Annotated in this window: 25 protein-coding genes; 18 read left to right on the top strand and 7 right to left on the bottom strand. The window is 36.5% G+C overall.

Annotation, left to right across the window (positions count from 1 at the left end; genetic code table 11):
* Positions 1-3: 3 nt before the first annotated feature.
* From MRY82_07165 to MRY82_07135, 7 genes are all read right to left on the bottom strand, one after another.
* A complete protein-coding gene (locus MRY82_07165; GenBank protein MCI5072701.1) occupies positions 4-3123 on the bottom strand; it encodes a CusA/CzcA family heavy metal efflux RND transporter in 3120 nt (1039 codons plus the stop codon).
* 12 nt (positions 3124-3135) lie between these two features.
* The gene (locus MRY82_07160; protein MCI5072700.1) at positions 3136-3711 is read right to left on the bottom strand and encodes a hypothetical protein; all 576 of its coding nucleotides are present in this window, start codon (positions 3709-3711) and stop codon (positions 3136-3138) included.
* A complete protein-coding gene (locus MRY82_07155) occupies positions 3708-4934 on the bottom strand; it encodes a TolC family protein (protein ID MCI5072699.1) in 1227 nt (408 codons plus the stop codon). Before MRY82_07155 ends, MRY82_07160 begins: the two co-directional genes overlap by 4 nt.
* Before the next feature lie 759 nt (positions 4935-5693).
* Positions 5694-6191 carry a hypothetical protein gene (locus MRY82_07150; GenBank protein MCI5072698.1) on the bottom strand — a complete coding sequence of 166 codons (498 nt, stop codon included), beginning with the start codon at positions 6189-6191 and terminating at the stop codon, positions 5694-5696.
* Between the two features lie 155 nt (positions 6192-6346).
* Positions 6347-7867, bottom strand: coding sequence for a serine/threonine protein kinase (locus MRY82_07145; GenBank protein MCI5072697.1), 1521 nt, complete (start codon positions 7865-7867; stop codon positions 6347-6349).
* Positions 7868-7870: 3 nt separating this feature from the next.
* On the bottom strand, positions 7871-9046 hold the full coding sequence (locus MRY82_07140; protein ID MCI5072696.1) for a hypothetical protein: 1176 nt from the start codon (positions 9044-9046) through the stop codon (positions 7871-7873).
* A gap of 155 nt (positions 9047-9201) precedes the next feature.
* Complete coding sequence (locus MRY82_07135) at positions 9202-9567, bottom strand: helix-turn-helix domain-containing protein (protein ID MCI5072695.1); 366 nt, start codon at positions 9565-9567, stop codon at positions 9202-9204.
* A 160-nt stretch (positions 9568-9727) separates the two neighbouring features.
* Here MRY82_07135 and MRY82_07130 point away from each other — a divergent pair, with 160 nt between their 5' ends.
* From MRY82_07130 to MRY82_07045, 18 genes are all read left to right on the top strand, one after another.
* Positions 9728-10204 carry a hypothetical protein gene (locus MRY82_07130; GenBank protein ID MCI5072694.1) on the top strand — a complete coding sequence of 159 codons (477 nt, stop codon included), beginning with the start codon at positions 9728-9730 and terminating at the stop codon, positions 10202-10204.
* A 13-nt stretch (positions 10205-10217) separates the two neighbouring features.
* A complete protein-coding gene (locus MRY82_07125; protein ID MCI5072693.1) occupies positions 10218-10493 on the top strand; it encodes a hypothetical protein in 276 nt (91 codons plus the stop codon).
* Between the two features lie 148 nt (positions 10494-10641).
* Positions 10642-11403, top strand: coding sequence for a type IV toxin-antitoxin system AbiEi family antitoxin (locus MRY82_07120; protein MCI5072692.1), 762 nt, complete (start codon positions 10642-10644; stop codon positions 11401-11403).
* The gene (locus tag MRY82_07115) at positions 11400-12314 is read left to right on the top strand and encodes a nucleotidyl transferase AbiEii/AbiGii toxin family protein (protein MCI5072691.1); all 915 of its coding nucleotides are present in this window, start codon (positions 11400-11402) and stop codon (positions 12312-12314) included. The genes MRY82_07120 and MRY82_07115 overlap by 4 nt, the downstream gene beginning before the upstream one ends.
* A gap of 322 nt (positions 12315-12636) precedes the next feature.
* Positions 12637-12930, top strand: a complete 294-nt coding sequence (locus MRY82_07110; GenBank protein ID MCI5072690.1) for a hypothetical protein — start codon at positions 12637-12639, stop codon at positions 12928-12930.
* Between the two features lie 55 nt (positions 12931-12985).
* Entirely contained in the window at positions 12986-13327 is a 342-nt protein-coding gene (locus MRY82_07105; GenBank protein ID MCI5072689.1) for a hypothetical protein, read from the top strand.
* The gene (locus MRY82_07100; GenBank protein MCI5072688.1) at positions 13324-13608 is read left to right on the top strand and encodes a hypothetical protein; all 285 of its coding nucleotides are present in this window, start codon (positions 13324-13326) and stop codon (positions 13606-13608) included. The genes MRY82_07105 and MRY82_07100 overlap by 4 nt, the downstream gene beginning before the upstream one ends.
* 5 nt (positions 13609-13613) lie before the next feature.
* Positions 13614-13934 (top strand): hypothetical protein, encoded by a 321-nt coding sequence (locus tag MRY82_07095; protein MCI5072687.1) that lies wholly within the window; start codon positions 13614-13616, stop codon positions 13932-13934.
* Positions 13918-16392, top strand: a complete 2475-nt coding sequence (locus MRY82_07090; protein MCI5072686.1) for a TraC family protein — start codon at positions 13918-13920, stop codon at positions 16390-16392. The genes MRY82_07095 and MRY82_07090 overlap by 17 nt, the downstream gene beginning before the upstream one ends.
* Complete coding sequence (locus MRY82_07085; GenBank protein ID MCI5072685.1) at positions 16389-17075, top strand: hypothetical protein; 687 nt, start codon at positions 16389-16391, stop codon at positions 17073-17075. The genes MRY82_07090 and MRY82_07085 overlap by 4 nt, the downstream gene beginning before the upstream one ends.
* Positions 17075-17944 (top strand): hypothetical protein, encoded by an 870-nt coding sequence (locus MRY82_07080; GenBank protein ID MCI5072684.1) that lies wholly within the window; start codon positions 17075-17077, stop codon positions 17942-17944. The genes MRY82_07085 and MRY82_07080 overlap by 1 nt, the downstream gene beginning before the upstream one ends.
* 16 nt (positions 17945-17960) lie before the next feature.
* Complete coding sequence (locus tag MRY82_07075) at positions 17961-18731, top strand: hypothetical protein (GenBank protein ID MCI5072683.1); 771 nt, start codon at positions 17961-17963, stop codon at positions 18729-18731.
* Positions 18728-19438 (top strand): pilus assembly protein N-terminal domain-containing protein, encoded by a 711-nt coding sequence (locus MRY82_07070; GenBank protein MCI5072682.1) that lies wholly within the window; start codon positions 18728-18730, stop codon positions 19436-19438. Before MRY82_07075 ends, MRY82_07070 begins: the two co-directional genes overlap by 4 nt.
* Complete coding sequence (locus MRY82_07065) at positions 19435-20349, top strand: hypothetical protein (GenBank protein ID MCI5072681.1); 915 nt, start codon at positions 19435-19437, stop codon at positions 20347-20349. Before MRY82_07070 ends, MRY82_07065 begins: the two co-directional genes overlap by 4 nt.
* A 10-nt stretch (positions 20350-20359) precedes the next feature.
* Positions 20360-21865: a hypothetical protein gene (locus tag MRY82_07060; GenBank protein ID MCI5072680.1), complete on the top strand. Its 1506-nt coding sequence runs from the start codon at positions 20360-20362 to the stop codon at positions 21863-21865.
* The gene (locus tag MRY82_07055) at positions 21852-22607 is read left to right on the top strand and encodes a hypothetical protein (protein ID MCI5072679.1); all 756 of its coding nucleotides are present in this window, start codon (positions 21852-21854) and stop codon (positions 22605-22607) included. The genes MRY82_07060 and MRY82_07055 overlap by 14 nt, the downstream gene beginning before the upstream one ends.
* A 181-nt stretch (positions 22608-22788) precedes the next feature.
* Entirely contained in the window at positions 22789-23178 is a 390-nt protein-coding gene (locus tag MRY82_07050; protein MCI5072678.1) for a hypothetical protein, read from the top strand.
* A partial coding sequence (locus tag MRY82_07045; GenBank protein MCI5072677.1) for a helix-turn-helix domain-containing protein occupies positions 23175-23448 on the top strand: 274 nt, incomplete at its 3' end. The genes MRY82_07050 and MRY82_07045, both read left to right, overlap by 4 nt.

The raw sequence follows: 23448 nt of genomic DNA, 5'->3' as shown, positions 1-23448 counted from the left end.
ATTTTAAATCCCCCTTTGTACCATAAACCGGCTAAACACACTGTATAAACAAGGTAACACAACCAATGTTAGTATGGTTACCAAGAACATTCCAACCACTACAACCGTAGCTAAAGGCCTTTGGACTTCAGCTCCCAAGCCTGTTGACAACATCATTGGCAAGAATCCAAAAATATCAATAAGTGCTGTCATAAGCACAGGTCGCAAACGAACCATTGTTCCCTTATGAACCACTTCATCGACACTTAGACCTTGAGCTCGAAGTGTATTGAAATATGTTACCAACACCACACCATTAAGAATACTAATCCCTGATAAGGCAATAAAACCAACTCCTGCTGAGATACTAAACGGCATTCCCATAAACTTCAGGGCTAGCACACCACCAATCAAAGACATAGGCGCACAGAAAAAGATGAGTAAAACTTGTCCTATATTCTGAAAAGCAAAGTAGATCATCATCAGAATAGCTAACAAGGCCAAAGGAATAAGAATCTTTAACCGTTCTTTTGCAGTCTGTAGATTTTTAAAACTCCCTCCCCATTCAATGAAATATCCTTCAGGTAATTTAATTTGTTCATCGGCAAGTTTCTGTGCTTTTTTGACAAAACCCTCAATGTCTCTGGTTTCAGGATTAATTAAAACTGCGACTCTTCGTTGAGAGTTTTCTCTAGAAACAGAAGAAAAGGTTTCTACATAATCAATCGTAGCCACTTTCTCAATTGGGACGGTATACCCTTCGGAGATACCCACCGGAAGAGTTCGGATAGTTTTAAGATCCTTACGTTCTTCTCCAGAAAGTCTAGCAATAATGGGATAACGTTTTACACCTTCATAAATACTACCTATCTCTCGCCCACCCAAAGCTGTTTCAATAACGTCCAACACCGGACGATCACTGACGCCTAATTGACTCAACACTTCCTGCTTCGGTGAATACTGAAGCATGGGTGCCTTACCACTGGACTCTGACTCCGCTTCACCAACACCTGGAACTTGACTGAGGACATTGGCAAGATCCTTTGAATAGTCAATCAAGAGATCAAGATCGTCACCATAGATTTTTGCAGACACTTCCGCCCGAGTTCCTTCAAGCAGTTCATTAAAGCGTAGTTCTACAGGTTGTGAAATAAGAAGAGTCTGCCCAGGAACTGTTAATTCGAGCTTTTTCCGAACTGCCTCAATGAGTTCTTTCTTGCTTTGAATCGACCCACTCCATTTGTTTTTTTCATTGAGCATCACATAACTGTCAGAGATATTTACTCCCATCGGATCAGTTGCAACTTCGGCTGCACCAGTTCGCGCAAATACATCTTTTACTTCTGGAAATGACTTTATAACCTTCTCAGAAATTCGCTGTAAGTCAACCGAGTTTTGTGTACTGATGTTAGCAGGCCTAATAAACTGAACTGCGAAATCCCCTTCATCTAATTTGGGAATAAACTCTGACCCCATCTGGGAAAACAAAAACACACCACCAAAAATAGAAGCTATACCTATAGACATCACCAAGTATTTAAACCTGAGTGCCTGCTTTAAAACAGGTTGAAATAGTTTTTCTGTAACTCGCATCAAAATGGTTTTGTTTTCACGAACCTTTCCGCTCATGATCGTCGCACTTAATGCCGGTACTAACGTAAAGGACAAAAACAATGCCGAAGCCAAGGCCATAATAAAGGTCTGAGCCATCGGAACAAACATTTTTCCCTCTACGCCGGTAAGAACAAGTAATGGAATAAATACAACGATCACAATCATTTCGCCAAATCCTGCTGCTTGTCGAATTTCAATCGAAGCATCAATGACTTCTTGTTTAACTTCTTGACGTGATAAATCTCTTTTTAATTCTTGACCCTTTGCATGTATACGTCTGACACAATTCTCCACCACAATAACAGCACCATCAACAATGATTCCAAAGTCTAAAGCACCTAAACTCATAAGGTTTCCGGAAACCCCACGCCATTTCATTAAAATAAATGTAATCAAGAGAGATAATGGAATAACAATGGCCGTGATTAAAGCTGCACGAAGGTTTCCAACCAAAAGCATGAGAATAATGATCACGAGCGAAGCACCTAAAAGAAGGTTATGTTCTACGGTACCTAAGGTAGAGTTAACCATCGTTGATCGATCATACAGAACATTGATTTCAACCCACTTTGGGAGTGTTTTTTTAATTTCGTCCAGTTGTTCTACGACACGAATAGATACGGTTCTACTATTTTCTCCTAAGAGCATGAAGGTGGTTCCGATAATGGACTCTTCACCATTGACCGTAGCCGCTCCGGTTCGAATCTCTTTGTCTAATTTAACAGTAGCAATATCTTTAACTCGAATAACTTTTAAGGTTGAAAGCTGTTTAACAACCACATTCTCAATATCTTCTATACCTTTAAGGAGGCCGATCCCACGTACCAACAATTGTTCACCGGTTTGTTGAATGTAACTCCCCCCTACATTTACATTTGTTTGAGAGATGGATTGCTCTATGTCGTCGAAGTGAATTCCATATTGAGTCATTTTAGGAATATTGGGTTGAACAAAAAATTGTTTCTCAAAGCCTCCGATCGTATTAACTTCTGTCACACCTTTTGTAGTCAAGAGTCTAGGTTTAATCTGCCACTCCTGGATAGACCTTAACTCCATAAGTTCCTGTAGTCGCTCTTCAGGATCTTGAGAAGGCTGCTTGGCTTCCACAGAGTAGTGAACAATTTCCCCTAAGCCCGTACTGATAGGTCCCATTTGTGGCATGACATTTTCAGGAAGTTCAATGGTTTGAAGACGCTCAGAAACCAATTGACGGGCTCGGTAAATATCAAAGCCCTCATCAAACACCACCGTCACTTGAGAGATACCGTAACGAGAAATCGACCGAACGGTTTCCACCCCTGGCATTCCATTCATGACATACTCAATCGGAAAGGTAATCATACGTTCGATCTCTTCGGGGATAAGCCCATCAACCGGTGTATTGATTTGAACTTGCGTATTGGTAATGTCGGGGACCGCGTCAATAGAGAGCGCTTGAAAAGCTTTAACTCCAAACACAGCAAGAGCCCCTGTCGCGATAAAAACCAATAATCTGTTTTGTACTGAAAATTTTATAATTCGATTAATCATACTTGTACCTTCCTAATGCCCGTGACTGTAGTCTGAGGTGTCCTGCGCGTAAACATCAGCCACACGTAACAATTCTACCCCTTGAGTAACAATGAGTTCGCCTACCTTGATAACCGCCGTCACTATATAGTGGTTTTCCTCTTCACTTTGAATATTGACCGGGATCAATTTGAAGAAGTGATCGTGGTATCGGTAAACAGCAGTGGTATTTTTGATTTGAACCAAAGCTGATTTCGGAATTTTAAATAAGGAACCATTTACTTTTTGATGATCAATACCTAAAGCAACATAAGCCTGTGTAGAAAGACGAAATCCTTTTTCATCATGAATTTCAACGACGGCTTTGCCTTCACCCACTTTACGATTGCCTTCTTCATGCCCTTCTTCTCCATGCTCATCATGTGCTGAATCTTGATCATGAGATTCATATTTTGCATGATCTTTTGCTTCCTTTACTTCAGCCTCTTGTTCGTGAGAGTGTTGATGTTTTTCAGTTTCTGCACTAACCACGGCCGTAAATATCAAACACACAATCAGGGTTGCTATCGCCCAAGAAAACGCATGTATTTTAAAAAACGTTTTTCTCATTGCAGTTTTCCTTTGTCTAAATTTCCAGTGAGTCGATATATATTCCATAATGCCTCAATTGCTCCAAGTTCAAATGACAATTGAGCCTCACTAAAATCAATCAGTTGTCGATGAGCTTCAATTACCAGTGCCGTAGATACTACACCTCTGTGAAATAACGACTCAATTCGCTTGTGTTTCTCATCCATAGTTTCACGCCCTTTGTAAGTTTGAAGGGCTTTATAAAAGCGTTGATATTTTTCCTTCCAAATATCCAAATCCATAGCTGCTTCACGTTCTATATTTCTCCAAGAAAGTTCAGCAGTTTTTACATTTGCGTCTTCAAAAGCTCGACGTCCTTTATTTTTATTCAAGAGAGGGAGCGGCATACTTAGTGCCGCTCCAAACAAAACTGCCTCTGATCCTATGCTCTTCCCATAGCCAACAGCAGGACCTAAATTTATATTTGGAGTTTTTTTTGAGTTCTCTTGCGCAAGCCGTGTGTGTGCAATTTTAAGTTTTTGTTTTGCATCTAAGACCTTTAAAGATTTATGAATGTCCTTGAACGCATAAATATCACTTGGCAATGAAACTTCTGCCGGAACAACCCTGTCAATTGCAAGTGAAGGACATTCACTAAAAAAAGCTAAATGTTTTTCAATATAAATTTTTTCAGATTCTTTTTGGATAATATCAAAACCATACGCACTTGATGCCAATTCAAGTGTATCCATTTCTATTTGTTGTTCAGGTGAACGAGATGGTAATTTTTTTAGACGCTCCCGAATACGGTCAAATGCATTTGTGGCTTCATAATATAATTTAGATATTTCTTGTATCTGTTTCAGCCGGTAAAGCTTTACAACTGAGTCAATCATAACGGCCTCTAAAGCTTCTCTTTTTTGCAATTCCGTCATCTCAATTTGTGCTTCAGCTGATTTGATTCGAGCTGATCGTTTCCCTCCCAATTCAATCGTATGTTGAAGAGAAAAAAACGTGTCCGCTGCAAATTGAGAATTTGGACTTCCAAAAAGTGCCTCTGCATTTAAATTTGGATTGGGGCGTTGTTTTGAAACATCAGTTAATTTTTGACTTACTTGAGTTTGAAGTTTAGCTTCTAATATCAAGGGGTGGACCTCCTGAATACGACTCAGCAATTCATTTACGTTGTTTATTTGGCATAGCTCACTTCCATAAGCTAAGCTTGCAAAAACAAAATTTAATACCAAAATATATATTTTCATCACGGCAAACCTTTCTAGTGATGTTATTTACAATAATATCAACAATATTTTGTAAATGTATATCAATGCGTTAATTTAACTGTATTGCTGTTAGTTTATATACAGATAACTATTAGCTTGATTAAATTAGATCGTTAAATAATTTGGTTGTATATATTTGGCGGCTGCCCAGGACATTTAAGAAAGGGAGTTTGAATTTTTAAGTTTGAGTTAAAATAAGAAAGACTTTTAGTCTGATCTAAAAGATTTAAACTTTGATTTGTCAAAGTCACATAGTGCAATCCATTACAATGATGACGACAGTGGTCTGAAGATCCGCAGTCAGTACAATCTTGATGCTCTTTAAGAGTCTCTATTTTAGATCCACTATCAGCTTTAATTTGTGAAGTTGAGTCATTTGAAACAAGATGATCGGAGATGTTAAGAAACTCAATACTGGTTCCTAATAACAAGCAAAAACAGATAATATATCTCACAACACTATTATGAATCATAACTCAAAAAAACACTAGCATAAATATTTCATTATACAAATTTTTTAAACCTATCTTATGGTCACCTCACACATAGTTTTGAATAAAAACAAAACAGGAGGGTTTATTTTTTAGTGAGGTTTAATCAAAAGTAATCACATCTAAAATCAACCCCTAAGAACTCCAACATGTTTTTTGACAAGCTTTTGCTCTGTTTGGATTTATGATTTCTCTATAAGCGCACTCTCACTTAATATTAATATAACAAAAATAATTAAAATCGTATTTACTTTAAACCAAATAAATCTATAGAAACCAGCCCTATGTTAGCTCCAACTGCAGACCAAAAAATTGTTTGGTATCTCTTTGCTTTTCCAGGGTTATAATGTCTTCCGCCAATAGTATCTTCACTGGCAAATAATATTGCTGAGGTAATTGCTATAGTCGTTAAAGCGCCTTCAGAAATAGCAAAGAACTTTCCTTTTTTCTTATTTCCTCTTTTATAATGACCGATGCCATAGGGTAAGTAGCGTTTAATATCTTTTTTTGGTTCATACGGTTTAAGGTTTAGTTTGTTTGTAGGGCTTGCAATAGATTTTTGAATTTGTTTAAACTTTCTTTTACATTGCTTAGAAACATCAAACTTGTCTAAATTTTCCACATATTGATACGTTAACGCAGAGTTAAAAAAAGACTCCATTTTGTCAAACTGACCTAGCTCACAATAAGAAAAACCCATAATCAAATTAGCTTCTACAATTTGATCTATATTATTGATTTTCATCTGATTTAAAGGCTTTTCTAATTCGTTAATAGCTTTAAAATAGTTTTTTTCTTCTAAAAAACTCTTGGCTTTAAAAATTGTAAATTCTGATTGCTCTGCACTATATGCAGACGCTATAAGCATAAATAGAAAAGCAGAAAAAAATGATGCTAGCCTCACGATTCAGGGCTCCAATTAACGCTATACTCCTTACCTGATCCAATCATTATTTTTTCAATATAGCGTAAACCTTCAGGAGATCTTATTGCAACAAGATATTCGCCATACTTTAATTTCATATTTTTTTTATTTAGATCTACAGGCGCACCATTGATATATGCTTCTGAATTATTTGGAGCATTGATAGTTAAAAAGCCATATTGAGCTTTTTGCTTAGGTTTTGTTTTCTTATTTATATTAAAATTAACAGAAGTTTTTTTCTTTAAAATTTCAGGTTTATTTAACTCATCTTCAAAGGGTAAAACGGCGTTTTCTAGTACTAAGTTTAAGCCTGACAGTGAGTTTTCTTTTTCCACTTTATTTTCTAACTCAGCCGGTTTCACAACAACTTGCTTGTTCTTATATTGATATAGCCCATATGCAATAGGAACACTGATTATTAATACAAGCAGTATAATAAATGCATTTAAGACTTTTTCGGCTCTAGTATTAATTCCATCGTATACATCTAGTACTTTTTGTAACTTCGTTTCTTTGTTTTTTGAAATCGTTGATAACGCGCTTTCAACATTCAGTACTTTAGTAAAAGGCATAAGCTGCTCATCTTTTTTGTATGTTTTTAAATAGTCTTTGAGTTTATCTGCACCCTCCTCTTTCCATTCTGAAGACAAAAACTTTAACAAACTTAATCTGAGGCTTTTAGCGTCTTCAAAGCGATCATCAGAATTACGAGCCATAGCCTTATTCATTATTTCTATTAACTCATCGGGTACATCTATAATTGGATCTGCATTAGAAACTTTCTTATATTCACGAATTTGATTTGCAATTTCATTATGAGTCATCCCTTTTAATACAAATGGACTAAAACCATAAATATACTCATGCAGCATGACGCCAACTGCATAAATGTCTATTTTATGTGTTATGGTTTCAAAGTTTACTTGCTCAGGAGAAAAGTAATTGTCTTTGCCCTTAATAAAACCAAGCTGAGTTTCATTCCTTGGTAAAGCACCTAAAGCAATACCAAAGTCTGCTAATTTAACAAAACCGTCGTAAGACAAAAGAATATTCTGAGGACTGACATCTCTATGAATGATGCTCAGAGGCTCATTATTGTGTTGTTTTTTATGAGCATAATCGAGGGCTTTAAGAATTTCAGTTATAACATGGAGATAGACTTGCAAAGGAAGTGTTTTGTTTACTTTTCTATGTTCTTTTAAAAGCTCATTTAAATCTATTCCTTCAATGTATTCAAAAGCAATACAAGGATCATTGTCATACAAAAAGTACTCATCAAAAGACACAATATTGGGGTGATTGAGCAAGCTAATGATCTTGGCTTCTTCACTAAACATGGTTTTAAATTCATCTGAATCTGCTTTAGGTCTGATAATTTTCTTAATAGCAACCGTCTTTTTACAATTGTCTAAACCAAGTTTTTCAGCCTTAAATATTTCTGCCATGCCCCCTTGAGCGACTTTGCCCAAGATTGTATATTGCTCAGAAATACCCATTGTCTAGTCCTGACAAAGATAGTGATTTGCTGCAAACTGTTTACTGTTGCCGTTGATTGTATTGAATAACGTGGCTCTAACATCATTATGACGGGTCCAAATAAAGCTTTCTTCCCAATAGCGAACTTCCAGGTTTCTAGTATAGGTCGCGAAACCTTGATTATTACTTACAGCTGCTCCAAGATCATACCAATCTTGATGATAAGGGGCTGTTTGATCATAGTCACAAGGTGATGCAATTTGAGCACTCCATCTACGTTCAAACTGCACTGGCTCATCAATTAAAACCGCATCACACTCACCTAAGACTTTTACAGTAAACGCAAAATCATGAGTTTGATCATGAGGGCTCTCTGAATATTGAACATCAGAAGAAACTGCTTCGATAAACTTATCTCGTGTTGTTTCTAACTCTAAAATAATTGGTTGAACATCCAACATACTGGGAACAACCGCAGTTACTCTAACTTCTTTTTTGTATTGATCAAGGTCAGTAGCACCTGCAACAACATCAAAAGTAATTTTTCCGTTACTTGCAGTTGTATAGGTTACACTGTTTTCAAAGCTTGATTGATCAAGTGAGCCATTGCTTATGGTCACTAACACATCTGTATTAGCTATAGGCTGATCATTGGGTCCAATAAGCTCAACAACATAGGGAACACCAAATTCTTGGTTTTCACGAACACAGTCAGGAGCGCCGTTATAACCAGGTCCAGACTCAACTTGTAAAATAGCAATACTGGCTGTTATATCAAAAATCGCTTCTCTTTCACCTCTTGGCCAATAGGCTTTAATTTGAACCTGCTCAGTATTGGGCCCAAGACTTACAGTTGCTTCTGCTAAACCGTTAGCATCAGTATAGGAAACTGAAGTAACACTTGCACTGCCCATGATAACAGTAAATTCAATTCTTTCATTTTCAGAGGGCAATGCTTCATCGTCAATAGCTCTAACAACCAATGGAAAAGCCAAGGCTTGATTGATTACACCTACTTGTCCATTTCCACTGATGATTTCTAAAGCAACATCCCTATCTTCTACAAATTCAGTTTGACTTAAAATATCTTGGCCTAGACCACATGATTGAAAAAGGATTATCAATAGTGCTAAAACCGCAAATTGCGCTAAAATTTTAAAGTTATTTTCTATGTAAGCATGTACCATTTGATGTGTCATTACCATATTTTACATACTATCCGCAAGCGGCATATTGTGCTTTGCGTTACTTGACACTTATTCTCAACTCTTTAACTTTTTACTGGGTTTAGTTTAAATAAAACTCTATTTTCAGAAGTTATAATACTGAATTTTTGAATTATTTTAAACTAAACTCAGCCTATGTCTTTTAAGGCTTTAGCAATTTCAAAGATGTAAGCCATTTGACTTTCATCAAACTTACTCATGATATCCATAGTTTCAGACTTTAACTGTGTTTTTGAACCATACTTTTGCCGTATTCTCAGGTTTTTTAAGGGCAAAAGGTCAAAGTCATTGATGATCAGATATTTTAAGAACGTTAACAATGCAGGTGTAGATCTCAAACTCTCTATTGAACTGACATAGTTTGCTGTCATACCTAGCTTTTTAGCAACATCTTTGCTTTTAATTTGAGAGTGCTTTTTACGCTCTTGTTTACACTGAGCCATGATTTCTTCTAATAAAGCTTTGGCTTGTTGATCAATATTGTTTTTCTTCATTTAAAACCTGTCTAAGTTGTTAAAAGTTAAATTAACAGGCTTTTTCAACATAATAAATAGCTATATAAGTGCTATTTTTTATTTATAGTAGCTCTATTTGTGTTATAATTATATTAAACTATTACTTATAGTGTTAAAACCCCTTAAATGAGGCTTATCTATGAAACAAAAAAGTAGAATCTATAAAAAGGATTTGGATGCTGCCCTTAACTTCTTAAACAATCACCCCGATGGACAATGCATTATGCTTGCTGAACATATCTTAACCGCTATGGCCAAAGGCAAATTACCAAGAGTAAAACAATACATTATCAATGCAAACTTCGACTTTAGAGAAATTATAGATTCAAAACAGTTTCAAGAAGATTTAGAAAACAATCAAAACAGTGAAAGTTACCTTAATCATTCAAAAACCAACGGTTTGGTTAAAGTCATTCTAAACCAGGACCGTTTTCACTTTGTTATGTTTTATAAGCCCAATTTAAATAAAAACGAAGCTGCTTTATTTTCTCAAAACTATTCAGCAGTCATTAGATCCATTTATTCGCTTTTGGGTATAGACATGAGCAAACACAAAGCCAAGCATGCAGCTTTTACAAAAGAAACTTCTAGTTTTGATAGTCTGGTTTCAGAGTAATTAAATTACTGCTATGAATAAAAAGAACACTCACATTATTCATCTACACAATGAACTAGATAATAAAAAGTATCAGCGCTACTTTTTACAACAAGCCTTAGATGAAACTGTATCTCTTCGTATAGAGATTGCCTATATCTATGATGTCCTTGAAACTCTATGTGCCTCAGATGATGAGTTAAGAGCTTTCTTAAAAATCACAGATAGACTTGAAAAATCTTCTTTGAGACTTAACATCATTTTTAAAGCGCTTGAAAAAATTCAAAATCAGATAAAAGAGAAAGCTTAAATATTCGCTTTTAATAGCTAAAATAATGCACTATTGTTACAAACAACTATACATTTCACAACTAATAGTTGTTAAATTATATGCTATATTTAACTTGACTTTAGTTATACTTTTATGTTAATATCACAACTATAGGTTGTTGAATAAGATGACAAAATTAACTAAAATATTGCAAGAATGGCTCCCTGAAGATATCCACTCTATGAAATGGTTTAAACAACACGGTATCAGTCAACAATTGGTTCACAAATACTATACCTCAGGCTATTTTGATAAAATAGGACCAGGAGTCTATAAAAGGCCAAATGATAAATTAAACTGGGAAGCTGGTATACGTCTCCTTCAACATGAACTAAATAAAAAAATACATGTAGCCTCAAAATCAGCATTAGAACTTAATTCAGTAATTCATTATGGCGTATTAGGTAAAAAACCAAGTGTGTTTGTTTGGACATACTCAAAAGAAACTATCCCCACGTGGTTCAAAAAATTGAATTTTAATTGTAACTTTTTTTGGACTCAATCAAATTTACTGAAAAGTCAAAAGCTTGAGCTTAAAACTCAAAATTCAGGTTTTGATCTAATCATAGCATCAAGAGAACAAGCAATATTAGAGTATATATATGCAAGCGATTTAAGGTATTCATTTGAAGACGTTACACATTATCTTGAAATGCTTCATTCATTAAGACCAGACGTATTACAAAAATTACTGGAAAACTGTTCTTCAATAAAAGTAAAACGAACCTTTCTATACCTTTCTGAACAGCTGAACCATCCCTACTATAAAAAGCTCAATTTAAAAAAAATACATCTAGGCACTAGTCGTTATGTAATTGTAAAAAATGGTATGCTTGATAAGAAGTATAATATTACAGTACCTAAACAATATCCGGAAAATCCATTTTGAATAATAATCCATATCAACAACAAGTTGAATTGTTGCTTAAGGTCATTCCTTATGTTTTTAAGCACTCATTCTTTGCTTTAAAAGGTGGAACAGCAATTAATCTATACTACAGAAACATGCCTAGATTTTCTGTTGATATTGATCTTTGTTTTTTACCCGTAGTAGATAGAAAAGAAACTTATACTAAGATCCATAAAGCTCTAGATACCATCAAGACTGATATAGAAAAATATCAAAAATTAAAAGTCACTCTCTCAACTCCAACACATCAAAACAAAGAAACTAAACTAACCGTCTATGACCAAAACATATTCATCAAAATTGAACCCAATTATATTTTAAGGGGATCAGTATACAAAGTTAGCCAAAAAGAATTATGCATAGATGCTAAACAACAATTCAAACTTGAAAACACGATTCAATGTCTTGATATAGCTGACATATATGGCGGAAAGCTTTGTGCTGCCCTAGATAGACAACACCCAAGAGATCTTTTTGATATTATGATCTTATTAAACAACGAAGGAATTACTGAAGAAATAAAAAACAGCTTTATTTATCACCTACTGTCATCGAATAGACCTATACATGAGCTTTTAGAGCCTAATGAAGTTGAAATTGAGCAAGCATATCTCCAAAACTTTCTTGGCATGTCTAATACCGAAGTATCTCTCAATAAATTGCTATCCATAAGAAAAAAGTTTTTTGCCTTAATTAAAAATATTCTAAAAGATCAAGACAAACAATTCTTATTAAGTTTTGTTCAAAATCAACCTAATTGGGAATTATATGCTTTTCCAAAAATCAAAGAGCACCCTTCAATCAAATGGAAGCTTCTTAACCAGAGCAAAATGAATGAACAAAAATCTAAAAACTATATTAAAAAAGTAAAACAGACTTTAAACATATAAAAATAACCATAATGAGACACTGTTGCCTAAGACAAAGTCACATCAATGCCTCAGCCGCGTCGCATTATATTTTGCTGTTATTTTTTCATCTTTGTAAAAACCGTTCGACTTCCAAACTCGACCGATTTTTTTTCGGTCAATGTTGACTCAAAATCCTACGCTTTTTTTATTTTTATCCTTTTTTAAAAGTTGGCACGCATCCTGCTTTGTAGATTTGCATGTCACTTAGACCATGGTGGTTTAAGTAAAATAAAAAAGGAGAAAAATATGATTAGTAACATCAACTGGCGGGTTTTTATAAATTTCAACCTAATCCCTGGTCGTGCTTAACACAGACATTGGCGGGTTAGAGATTATTGAAGATGAATTCAGTGAACATGAAAGAAGATTTGTTGCACAGCAAATGCACTATCTTCCGATGTCTGAGTTCTTGGTAGCACATCTTCATTTTTACAGAGGACATTCTTTACAAGAGATTGCTTCAACAAGCGGCATCTCAGTGAAAAAGATTGAGGCTCTGTATAAGCAAGCATTGGCTAGCTTAAGGCGTGTCTATCACAAAAGGTTTAACAGACCTAAGCCCTTGGGCTTGAAGGCGGGTTTATTAACAATTTAAACTTTGTAAGAAAAACAAAGCAATTTTTAAAATTTAACAAAAAGGAAAATAACAAATGAATAATTATAACAACAATAAAAATCAGCGAGACAAGTCTCGTGTGTTTCAACTAGAGTGGCGTGATCAGGATAGAAAATATCCAGCAGGTGTAGGCTTTCATGAAGAAGGCTATGATGAATACAGACTAAAAATTGATGTGTTCTCCCCTTCTCGCAGATACTACGTCAGAGCTGTGGAGTTTCATAGTGCTGATACCAAGTATCGCTTGGAGACCATTGATGACAATGAAACCAAATCACGTAAAACTTTGGGTGAAGGTTATGAGACTACTACTGGTAGCATCAAGATAGAAATCCCACCGTACAAACATGACCTAGTCCTAAGAAAGGTAAAGTGAGTCGTGTAGTACTTGGCGGGTTTATATTAATTTTTTCTATGGCTATCCCAGAGATAGCCTGGGCCTTTGGTGGATTTGAAAGCAGAATGAACAATCTCACCAATCAGCTCATTAGCGTGGTTTTACCCCTAATGAGTGTATTGGGATTGATTTATGCTGTGCTCTTATCTGTCACAGGGAGTGGTGAAGCAAAAGGTAAAATCTATGCTGTTTTAGCATGCAGTGCCATTGGTTTCATGGCTCCACAAATCATAGCATTCATTCAGAGTGCTGCGGGGTAATTGTGATGTCGTATCTTGAACAAAGCGAGATTCATCGGCATCTTGATAGCCAATTTAAGATCTTGGGCTTTAATGCCCAAGATCTCCTCTTGGTTCTATTGATTGCCTCAATCAACAATCTTATTTTTGGGCAAACACCTTTAAATCTCATCATGGTGTTTATTGTGCCTGCTGTTTTAGCCTTGTTGCTGATTCTTGGCAAGCGCAATAAACCTGATGACTTTTTAAAGCATTATCTGCGCTATCAAAGCCAATCAGGGTTTTTTAGTGCTGCTCAACAATCTAAACACATTCACCAAAGGAACAAACATGTTATTACAAAATAAAACAAACATGGAGGCTGCTGATAAGCGGCAGCTTCCAGCGTATCAAAGCTTAAGCGATCAACTGCCCTTTTGGCGTCCATTTAGAAACTGTATGGTCTATGAAGACGGCTCATTAGGGAAGGCTTTTCAACTCCAGGGTATCGATATTAATTTATCTACTCCAGAGAGTATCAACAATACACTGTTACACATAAAAAACATGATTAATAGTGCACATGAAGGGTTGAGTCTGCAGTTTTTCTACAGGCTAACCTCCAATGTTGATCCAATCATCAATAAGCATAAAGCTCTATCAAGTGAAAGTAATAGTAGCTATAAAAGTATCGCTCAGCATCGCTTTAACTTTTTAAATAAAAAGAACACAGACAAACTGTTCTTTCAACCAGAGCTTTATGTTTTTGTTCGGTCACAAGCGCATAAACTTTCAAAAGGCAATGTCTTACAAAGCACTAAGAAGTTTATACAACTCTCTCAAGCGGACTTTGATCAACACTATTATGCTTTTGAACGGCACGTCAAGCAGATAGAGTCTTCACTGCAGCATTGTAATTTTAAGCCGATCAAACTTAAAATCAATGAATGGTTTGACCTGCTTTATGAGCATTTAAATTTAGACAGGTTAGATAAAGTACAAAGAGCTCAATACAATGCAGCGGGTGACTTTGTCTCTCAGTTAACCCTTACCGATCTGCATGTCAGCAAAGAAAATATCGAACTAGGTAGACTCAAGTTTAGAACCATTAGTCTACACACTTTACCTGAAGGTGTGAGTACTGCTTCGATGGTGCAGAGTATTTTAAAACTGCCCTTTCACTGCTGGATCTCTCATACCATTGAAATACCCACACAGAAAAAAGAAATGGAAAAGATGGCAGTGCATAGGCGTTTAGCCCATTCTATGGCCAACGGTTCTAATGGTGTTAGAGACTTAGAGTCTGAAAACAAACTCAATCAGATTGAGTCTTTATCCAAAGATTTATTAGAAGGTACAGAAAAGTTAGTGAATTGTTCTATGAACGTGATTGTCTGGGGATACACCGATCAAGATCTTGATTTAAAATGTGATGAAGTTTTAAAAGCATTTACCCATATGAATCAAGCGCAAGGGGTGATTGAAACCTATGCTGGACTTGATGCGTTTATGGTTAACATACCTGGTGTCTGCAATACTTTTAGAAGCAAGAAAGTAAAAAGCAGCAATGCTGCACATATGTTCCCTGTGTTTAGCGCATGGCAAGGCAATAACGAACCCGTATGTTTATTAAGCAATCAAGACAACATACCCTTTAGTCTTAATCCATTTGACTCAAGCTTACCCAACTGGAATGGCTTGGTTTTTGGCGGTTCAGGATCTGGTAAAAGCTTTACTATCTCACAACTAATGCTTCAGTTCTATGGACAAAAGCCAACGCCAAAGATCATTTGGATAGATAATGGTGCCTCTTCACAAAAACTGATTGAAGTCTTGGGTGGTGAGTTTATCAACCTAACCACTGATTCAGATATTTGTCTGAATATGTTTGATCTACCCAAAGGTCAAACAGTTCCCAGTGCCAACAAGATCAAGCTGATCCTAGCTGTTTTGGAAAATATCTTAGTCGATAAACATCAACATATCTTACCCAAAAGAGATAAAGCACAGTTAGAAGAACTGATTTTTAAAACTTATGATGACATTGGTGTTGATCAAACACCAACACTATCAGATTTTAAAGAACAGTTAACTAACAGTGAAAACCCAAACATGCATGCCTATGCCCAGATTTTATACACTTGGACCGGGGATACTATGTACGGGAAAATGCTGGATGGTCAAAGCAATGTCAACATTGATAAAGACTTAGTCACCATTGAGATTAAGGGCTTGGATGCTTATGAAGATCTGCAAAATGTATTCTTACTGCTGTTTACTGACTTCATTCAATCTGAAGCATCACGTGAGCTGGATAGGCCGTACTTATTGATTATAGATGAAGCTTGGAAATTGTTTGAAACACCCAGTGGTTTGGCTTTTACTTTAGAAGCATACAGGACCTTTAGAAAGTTCAACGCCGGCATTTGGGCCATCAGTCAAAACTACAAAGACTTTCTAAGCAATACCGCCATGGCCAATTCTATTTTCCCTAACACAACATCTACCTTTATCCTAAAACAAAGAGGCATTGACTGGGAAGACTTTAAAGATAAGCTGCAGCTCAGTAGTACTGAGGTAGATGCTGTAAAGTTTTTGACCATGCAAAAAGGGAAATTCAGTGAACTGTTTTATATGCAAGATACTGGAAGATCTGTATTGCGATTGTCTTCTGACCAACTGGCCTATTGGATCTGCACCACTGATCCCAAAGATAAACAAATCATTCATACTGTTCAACAACAGTTTCCAGAGAAAACATTGCTCGAAGTTTTAGAGCATATTGTTTCTGAAGACTTTAATAATAACCAAAAGGAGAAAAAGTGAGATCACTTAAACTTGGCGGGTTTATTTTAATCATATGCATAAGCACCAATGCTTATGCCATATTTGGTAGTGCTGCGGCTATTCCACATCTTATAAAGATCGTAGTTGAAAGTAAAAAACGTTACAATCAACTACGCAGTGTCTTGCGTGAAGGCAGAGCACAAAGACATATTCTTGAGCAGGTCAACAGTGGTTTGGATAGACTTAATCATATTCAAAGCGCTTTACCTATTGAAGATGAAGCAGTTTTAAAAGAACTGCAAAGTATGGGCATTGCTCTAAGCACGATCAAAGAACTGTATGGAGATATCCCAGACAGTGCTGAGTCTGCAATTCAAGAACTGCATGATAAAAGCATTGCTGAGAGCTTAAAGATGAACGTGAACATCTCTAAGTACGCCAAAGAGCAAGAAGACAATGCCATCAAGATTACAGAATCTGCCAATGCTTTGAGCCCTAAAGGTGCTTTGCGTGCTAATGCTCAAACCAATGCCCAAATTCTGCATACCTTAAATCAATTGCTTAAAGTCAATGGTCAGATGCTTAAACTGCAAAGTGAGAAGCTGGCTTTGGATAACAAGTACAGCAAAGACTCAGTCAATCACTTTAACACTGTAGGCGACGATCTTAAAAAGTCTAAATCCATGTTCAGTGATGGCTTTAAACTGCCGGAGTTTGAGTAATGTTTGGCTTTTTACCAGAGGTCTGTGGTGAAATTAGAGGTCATTTGGTGTCCGCTTATTGGATGATGCTGGTTCCTTTTGTGCTGTTTTTGATCATTCTAGAATTCTTAAATGTGGATGAGCATACCCCCAATCCAATGAATATCCTTAAAAGAACCGTGATATCAATTATCATACTGCTGTCTTTTGAACAGATCATGGGGATCATTGCTATGGTGGGTGATGGCTTAACTGAGCACATCAATGGCATTGGACAATTGACTGATCTATTGGATGAGATTCAAAAGAACTATGAAGAAACGTCCCCTAAGTGGTTACAGTTTAGAGAAGCTCTAATCTTTGTGATTAACTTGGTGTCTTATCTCATAGCCTATATTGGCATCTTCATTACCAACATTCTCATCCAATTTGTCTGGAGCATATTGTATGTGGTGTCACCTTTGATGATTCTGATGTATGTGTCACGCTACACATCGTTCATAACAGCAAGTCTGTTTAAAGGTTTGATTCAGGTAACCATTTGGAAAGTGCTATGGAGCATTCTAGGAGTCATGCTGTTAAAGTTTGCTGTCAGTCCAGAAGTACAAAGTTGGGATAACTTTTTTACCACAGCTTTAGTTAACTTATGTATTGGCTTCAGCATGATTTTTGTACCCATTGCTACCAACTCACTGATCAGCAGTGGATTGCAATCAGTAGCAACTGGCGTATCAGCCATGCCCGTCATCAGTGCCGGACATAAGTTTAAACAAAGCTTTATGTCTTCCAATGAAGATAACACAAAGTTTGATGAGCCAAAAGCTCAGCAAAAACACTACGGTCAGCATAGGGCTAATCGTAGTTTTAACAATAAACAACAGGAGAAGTAACACTAAGGAAACCACCATGAACAATACAAAACAAACGGCGGGTATCAATAATCTTAACCAAGGAGTCACAAAAGAAACATCTTCTTTTGACTCCGATCAAGTCACGACAAAGTCTGATATCAGACTTCGCGATGACCTTATAAACCATCATGATGAAGAACACTTCATCAAAGATGAAACAAAAATTGAAAATCTGGATTATAAAGAAGACAAATCCTCTTCTTACATTGATCCAGCCGTCAAGCAATGGACAAGCACAGTAAAAAGCTTAGAGCTGTTTAAGTTTTTAAGCATAGGACTGATTGTTATTACAATTGCATTGTCTGGACTTCTTTACATGCAGATCAACAAACCTTTTTTGGCGTATGATCGCGCAGATAAAAAAGTCAAAGAACTCTCAAGTATGAAGCTGACCAATGAAGACGTCAAAGACTTTATTGAGAAGTTTGTTGAACAGCGCTACACTTGGAAAGAGTTTGATCCAAAAAAGATCACCTATGCGCTTAAGCCCTATGCCACCAAGACTTTTTTAAAAGGTCTTTCAGATCTTTTAGGAAACAAAAAGGCCAAGAACAAACCGGGCGAATCCATTGAGCAGTATGTCACAAGAATCAAACCGATTTTAACCAATACTGATTCTTTTGCCATCTTTGATCGGATCTTACGTATCAATGATATCCCCATCATTGTCCCAGTTCAAATTAAGCTTGGGATTATTAAAGGCCGTAAAACGTCTTTTAATCCCATGGGTTTGTATGTTAATTCATTAATCGAGTTTGAGAATTGATTCGCTATCTATTGGCGGGTCTATTTTTAATTAACATAACAAACAGTCAAGCAGATGTCATACGACATCTGCAGGCTTCTCAGCATACGCTAAAACCTATTTATCTTAAAGTAGGCAAAGCGACCATCTTGCGCTTTACTCAAGCGCCATCTCATATTGTTCTGGGCAATCCAGCACATTTTGAGACGCAGTTTCTGGGTAATGACTTGATCATTCGCCCCAAGAATGAAGGCAAGAGCAATCTCTTTGTGTACAATGATACGGGTACCTTAAGCTTTATTTTAAGGGTTGAACGTGACGGGCTAAACTTTGATGACTTGGTTTATATCAATGCATCCAAGTCTAAAAAAACACGTAAAGCACACACCAAAAAGTTTAATCGGCATCTGTATTTAGGCAAACGTTTGATCTTTAAAATTGATTCTATCGCCTTTGATCCCAACTCAAAGGTCCACAGAATCAACTTTAAAGTCAAAAACCTAAAAAGCAAAAAGCTTAAGTCTAAGCATATTAAAGCTAGGTTTAGACTCTTTAACCGTGTCTTTAAAGTTAAGCATAAACTAGATATCAACAAAGAACGCTTGAGCAAACATCAGGTAGTTTCTGGTCGATTAAGGCTAAAGCTTAAAGACAGGAAAAGCTTTACGCTTGTCATTCAATACAAACATTTAAACACATCCATCATCATTCCAGGGAGGTTTTTATGAACAGTAGTACTGTTAGTAAAAAAGGGTTCAAGGCTTGGTTAACCAAAGAAGATGGCGCAAAGACGGTGATCCATGTCAGAAATTTTGGCATTGGATTATGCTCATTGATGCTTGTGGTGTCTTTGGTCTCTATCTACTTTAGAAAGTCCAAAAACAAAGTGATTCGTCAAAGCAATGTCATGCTGATTGAATCTGTTCCAGAAGATACAGTTGCAGCGGTTGTTTCTGAAGAAAATATAATGGGGATTTCACCTAAACCTGTTAGACAAAGACCAAGGCGAAGTAAAAGAAAGCCAGCAAAGCGCAGGCGTTTGTATGACTATGGTGGTCCCATGGTGATTCAAAACACCAATCACCATAAAATACCACCCAGAGGTATCCGTATGCAAGGTACACTCATGCATCAAATTGATACAAGAATGCCTTCAGCTGTAGAAGTGCTTTTGACTTCTGGCATCCACTACAAGGAAAAAGAGTACTTCCCTCAAGGCACCATTGTCTTAGGCAGTTTCTCTTATCCAGGTTCTGGAAGTCAGGTCTACCTTAAAATGGATAAAGCCATTAAACCTGATGGCAGTATTCATCAAGTCAATATACGGGCACTTAATTTAAAAAACAAGCAGCTGGGCATTGCAGGCAAACGCAAAAGACAACATGGCAAACGTCTTTTATCCACCCTTGGAACTACCATGGTGGGTACCACCAGCGACGTCTTAACCCAGCGTGAAGCCTTAAATCAATTTGGTGAAGCCACCATCAAAGCAAGCTTAGGTAATGCAGCACTGCAAAGTGTGTATCGCATGGCTGAACTTGAAACCCAAAGAAACTTAAACGAATTTGCTCAAAACAAAGAGTACGTCATTGTCCCACAAGACACCGTCCTTTGGATTGAGCTTTTACCCAAAAGATAGGAGAAGCATTATGGAAAAACACAAAAACGATTTTGACTCTATGGGAGAGATTTTAATCTTCATAGGCACCATCATCAACATTATTTTTACTGGAATCTGGAGAGGAATCAAAAACTTTCCAGCCAATCACATACTAACGTATGCCTTTATAGCCTTAGGTATTGGTTTAGCTCACTTTTTATCTGGGAGTAAGCAACATTTATTAACCTTTACTGCTTGGACTGGGTTTATAGGCAAGTTTATAGATCCATGGGCCTACATGATCTTTGATTCACACAGGATCTATTACTATTTAGGTCTGCTCAGTGTGTACATGGTTATCATGTTGTTCTTCATTGGTGGGCACTTTGTCCTGCAGCAAAAAAGCATTCAAAATAAGCTCGATAGACTCAGCCTAAAGAATGGCTCAGGAGCTAAAGCACAAGTCAAAAGCTATCACAAGCTCAACTCCATGCAATCGAAGATGCATGTCTTTGCTCCAGGCTTAAGCTTAAATGACTTTGAAAGCAAAAAAGATCAGCTTGCTTCTGCCATGCAAGTAGCCGTAGAAGATATACAGCAAAGTCATAAGCATGGCTATGTAGATATCTACTTATCCAAGAAGCCTATGCCGCAAAAGTGTAATTATTCAGACATCATCTTACCTTCTGAGTATACATTTAAATTGGGAGCATGTCGTGAAGGGAGTTTTACTCAGGACATAACTAAGCTTCCTCATATGCTCATAGCAGGAACCACTGGTGGTGGTAAATCCATGTTCTTTAGGCAAGCCTTGCTTGGTTTGTTGGAAAGTTCAAAGAACATTCAGCTCCACTTAATCGATTTAAAAAATGGTGTTGAAATGAGTGACTTTGGTATTTTGCCCAATGTTCACATTGCCAAAAACAATCAAGAAGCCAGTAAGCTCATCAAAAAAATACACGATGAAATGCAATCACGTTTTAACCTCATTGCCAAAATCGGTAAGAAGTTTATCGTTCCAGAACGGGATGAACTTGATCGCATTGTTGTCGGTATTGATGAAGCCAGTGTCTTATTTGCTAAGCCGCAAAGTGCCCCTGCCGCTGTTAAAGCACAAACGGATTCTACCCGGCATCTTGTCAATGAAATAGCCAAGCTAGGTCGTGCTGCGGGTATTCATTTGGTTATGGCAACTCAAAAAGTAACCAAAGAAACCATTGATACACATATCCAAGACAACGTTGAAGGTCGCATGATCTTTAGAATGCAAACCTTTCATGGGTCTAGCAATGTCCTTGGAACCAATGCTGCTAATAAACTCCCTAACATTCCAGGGAGAGGTATTTGGAAATGTGGTCCTAAAGAGTTGGAGCTGCAGGCACCATTTATCTCTGAACAAGAGTTTGATTATCGCCTTAAACAAATCAAAGGCGAGTTTGAACTTGGCAATAGGAAAAACCAACAAGAAAATATGTCTACAAGAAAAGTAGTCCATTCAAAGGCCAATGGCGGCTATAAAAAATCGAAGGAAGGAGAAAAAAATGACCATAGCTAAAGCCAATAAAATTGTTACACCCAGAGATATTGCCATCTTTCAATATCTTTATGAAAATAGAGTCGCAACCGTCCAGCAAATCAATCGTGATGTTTTTGGATACAAAGCCAAAAGTGTCGTTTGTAAAAGGCTTGACAAGCTCAACAATGGTGGCTGGATTAAACGAGGTTTTGCCTTGTTTGGCAGCAGGACCCGTCACACTTATTCTATTACTGAGGAGACGTTTCAGCGTATCATAAAAAACGATGTATTTGATTATACCTATACTCAAATACAGAGTGACTCAAAAACGCATGACATTACCTTAGTTGATATAAAGCATAGCTTAACTCAACTTAAAACGGTCACCGATTATAAAACTGAAAACATCGTTTTACAGAATAAAAAATCAGATGCAATGTCTTATGTAAACCTGTCTTACCACATAAGAAGTGATGCTCTTATGACGGTAACCCTTAATCAGAATAGCGACTTTGTTTTTCCAATTGAGTACGAATCAATCAACAAAAAGGAAAAACGTTATGCCAGCAAAGCTGCCCAGTATTATGCAGCAGCTGAATACAATATTGTCTTATACATTTATTCTGATCCACAAATTTACAAAAACCTGACTCAAGCTGAACAAAGTATTGTCCAAGATGAACAATACCGTTTTTACTTTTGTAAAACCAACGATGTCATAAACCACTCTGGTTCTGTGACATTTACCAATCAGAAAGGAGAAACAATTATGATTGATTAAGTCAATTTTACTAGAGACCTAGTGTTAGAAACAAACTAGAGACCATGTTTGTAGAGCGTAGCTAGGGTGAAAACTTTAAGGTACTGAATTAACTTGTTTTTTAAACGCTAAAAATCAAGAGAAGTTAGGTCAGTTCCTAATATGAACAAACTTATACAATAAACTAAAAGGAAATAAAAACATGAAACAAAAAATGAAAAATGTTCGTTTAAATATAGATGAACAAGCCAATAAAACAGTAGAATTAATGTTAGATCATTTAAAGAATAATAATGATTACATTAAAATAAATGCATCTAAATTGACCTCATGGATCATACAAAGATTCTATGACAATTCATTTAAGAGAGAAAAAAGTAGAATTATTTCTGATCATTTTCAGAAGGTTGATTACTTTAAGTCTATCTTAAATGATATGGATGAATCTCTTGATCCTGAAGCCATGTTAAAAATGATGCAGAAAAAGATAAAATATGCTCAACAAAATGTGGTTTTATCAGAATCTAAATCATCAAGTAGTATGAAACCTGTAGTAGCAAATGTTTCATCAAACTCTGAGGTGCAAGCTTGAATCCAAGCATCTTGGCGGGTTCACATTTAAATCAAAAAGAAACATTAAAAGATCATTCAGAGTATGATATACAAGGACATAAGAGGCAGGATGCTTCTGTGTTCATTGACAAGAGAATAGATGATTTGTTGACTGTAGATGAATTGGCTTTGTTGCTTAAATGCAGCAAAGGTACCATTCGTAACTGGGTCTATCAAGGTAAAATCCCTGTGGTACGCCCTGCTCCAAGAATGGTCCGATTCAACATACATGTAATTCAAAGGTGGTTAT

The organism is bacterium (assembly GCA_022763185.1).
Taxonomy (GTDB): Bacteria; Bdellovibrionota_G; JALEGL01; order JALEGL01; family JALEGL01; genus JALEGL01.
The sequence above is the reverse complement of the archived record's forward strand: the minus strand, read 5'-3'. Positions and strand labels throughout refer to the sequence as shown.

Bases quoted from the DNA above. Each gene is read 5' to 3' on its own strand.
- MRY82_07165 (MCI5072701.1), bottom strand. From the start codon at position 3,123: ATGATTAATCGAATTATAAAATTTTCAGTACAAAACAGATTATTGGTT.
- MRY82_07160 (MCI5072700.1), bottom strand. From the start codon at position 3,711: ATGAGAAAAACGTTTTTTAAAATACATGCGTTTTCTTGGGCGATAGCA.
- MRY82_07155 (MCI5072699.1), bottom strand. From the start codon at position 4,934: ATGAAAATATATATTTTGGTATTAAATTTTGTTTTTGCAAGCTTAGCT.
- MRY82_07150 (MCI5072698.1), bottom strand. From the start codon at position 6,191: ATGAAAATCAATAATATAGATCAAATTGTAGAAGCTAATTTGATTATG.
- MRY82_07145 (MCI5072697.1), bottom strand. From the start codon at position 7,867: ATGGGTATTTCTGAGCAATATACAATCTTGGGCAAAGTCGCTCAAGGG.
- MRY82_07140 (MCI5072696.1), bottom strand. From the start codon at position 9,046: ATGACACATCAAATGGTACATGCTTACATAGAAAATAACTTTAAAATT.
- MRY82_07135 (MCI5072695.1), bottom strand. From the start codon at position 9,567: ATGAAGAAAAACAATATTGATCAACAAGCCAAAGCTTTATTAGAAGAA.
- MRY82_07130 (MCI5072694.1), top strand. From the start codon at position 9,728: ATGAAACAAAAAAGTAGAATCTATAAAAAGGATTTGGATGCTGCCCTT.
- MRY82_07125 (MCI5072693.1), top strand. From the start codon at position 10,218: ATGAATAAAAAGAACACTCACATTATTCATCTACACAATGAACTAGAT.
- MRY82_07120 (MCI5072692.1), top strand. From the start codon at position 10,642: ATGACAAAATTAACTAAAATATTGCAAGAATGGCTCCCTGAAGATATC.
- MRY82_07105 (MCI5072689.1), top strand. From the start codon at position 12,986: ATGAATAATTATAACAACAATAAAAATCAGCGAGACAAGTCTCGTGTG.
- MRY82_07095 (MCI5072687.1), top strand. From the start codon at position 13,614: ATGTCGTATCTTGAACAAAGCGAGATTCATCGGCATCTTGATAGCCAA.
- MRY82_07090 (MCI5072686.1), top strand. From the start codon at position 13,918: ATGTTATTACAAAATAAAACAAACATGGAGGCTGCTGATAAGCGGCAG.
- MRY82_07080 (MCI5072684.1), top strand. From the start codon at position 17,075: ATGTTTGGCTTTTTACCAGAGGTCTGTGGTGAAATTAGAGGTCATTTG.
- MRY82_07075 (MCI5072683.1), top strand. From the start codon at position 17,961: ATGAACAATACAAAACAAACGGCGGGTATCAATAATCTTAACCAAGGA.
- MRY82_07065 (MCI5072681.1), top strand. From the start codon at position 19,435: ATGAACAGTAGTACTGTTAGTAAAAAAGGGTTCAAGGCTTGGTTAACC.
- MRY82_07060 (MCI5072680.1), top strand. From the start codon at position 20,360: ATGGAAAAACACAAAAACGATTTTGACTCTATGGGAGAGATTTTAATC.
- MRY82_07055 (MCI5072679.1), top strand. From the start codon at position 21,852: ATGACCATAGCTAAAGCCAATAAAATTGTTACACCCAGAGATATTGCC.
- MRY82_07050 (MCI5072678.1), top strand. From the start codon at position 22,789: ATGAAACAAAAAATGAAAAATGTTCGTTTAAATATAGATGAACAAGCC.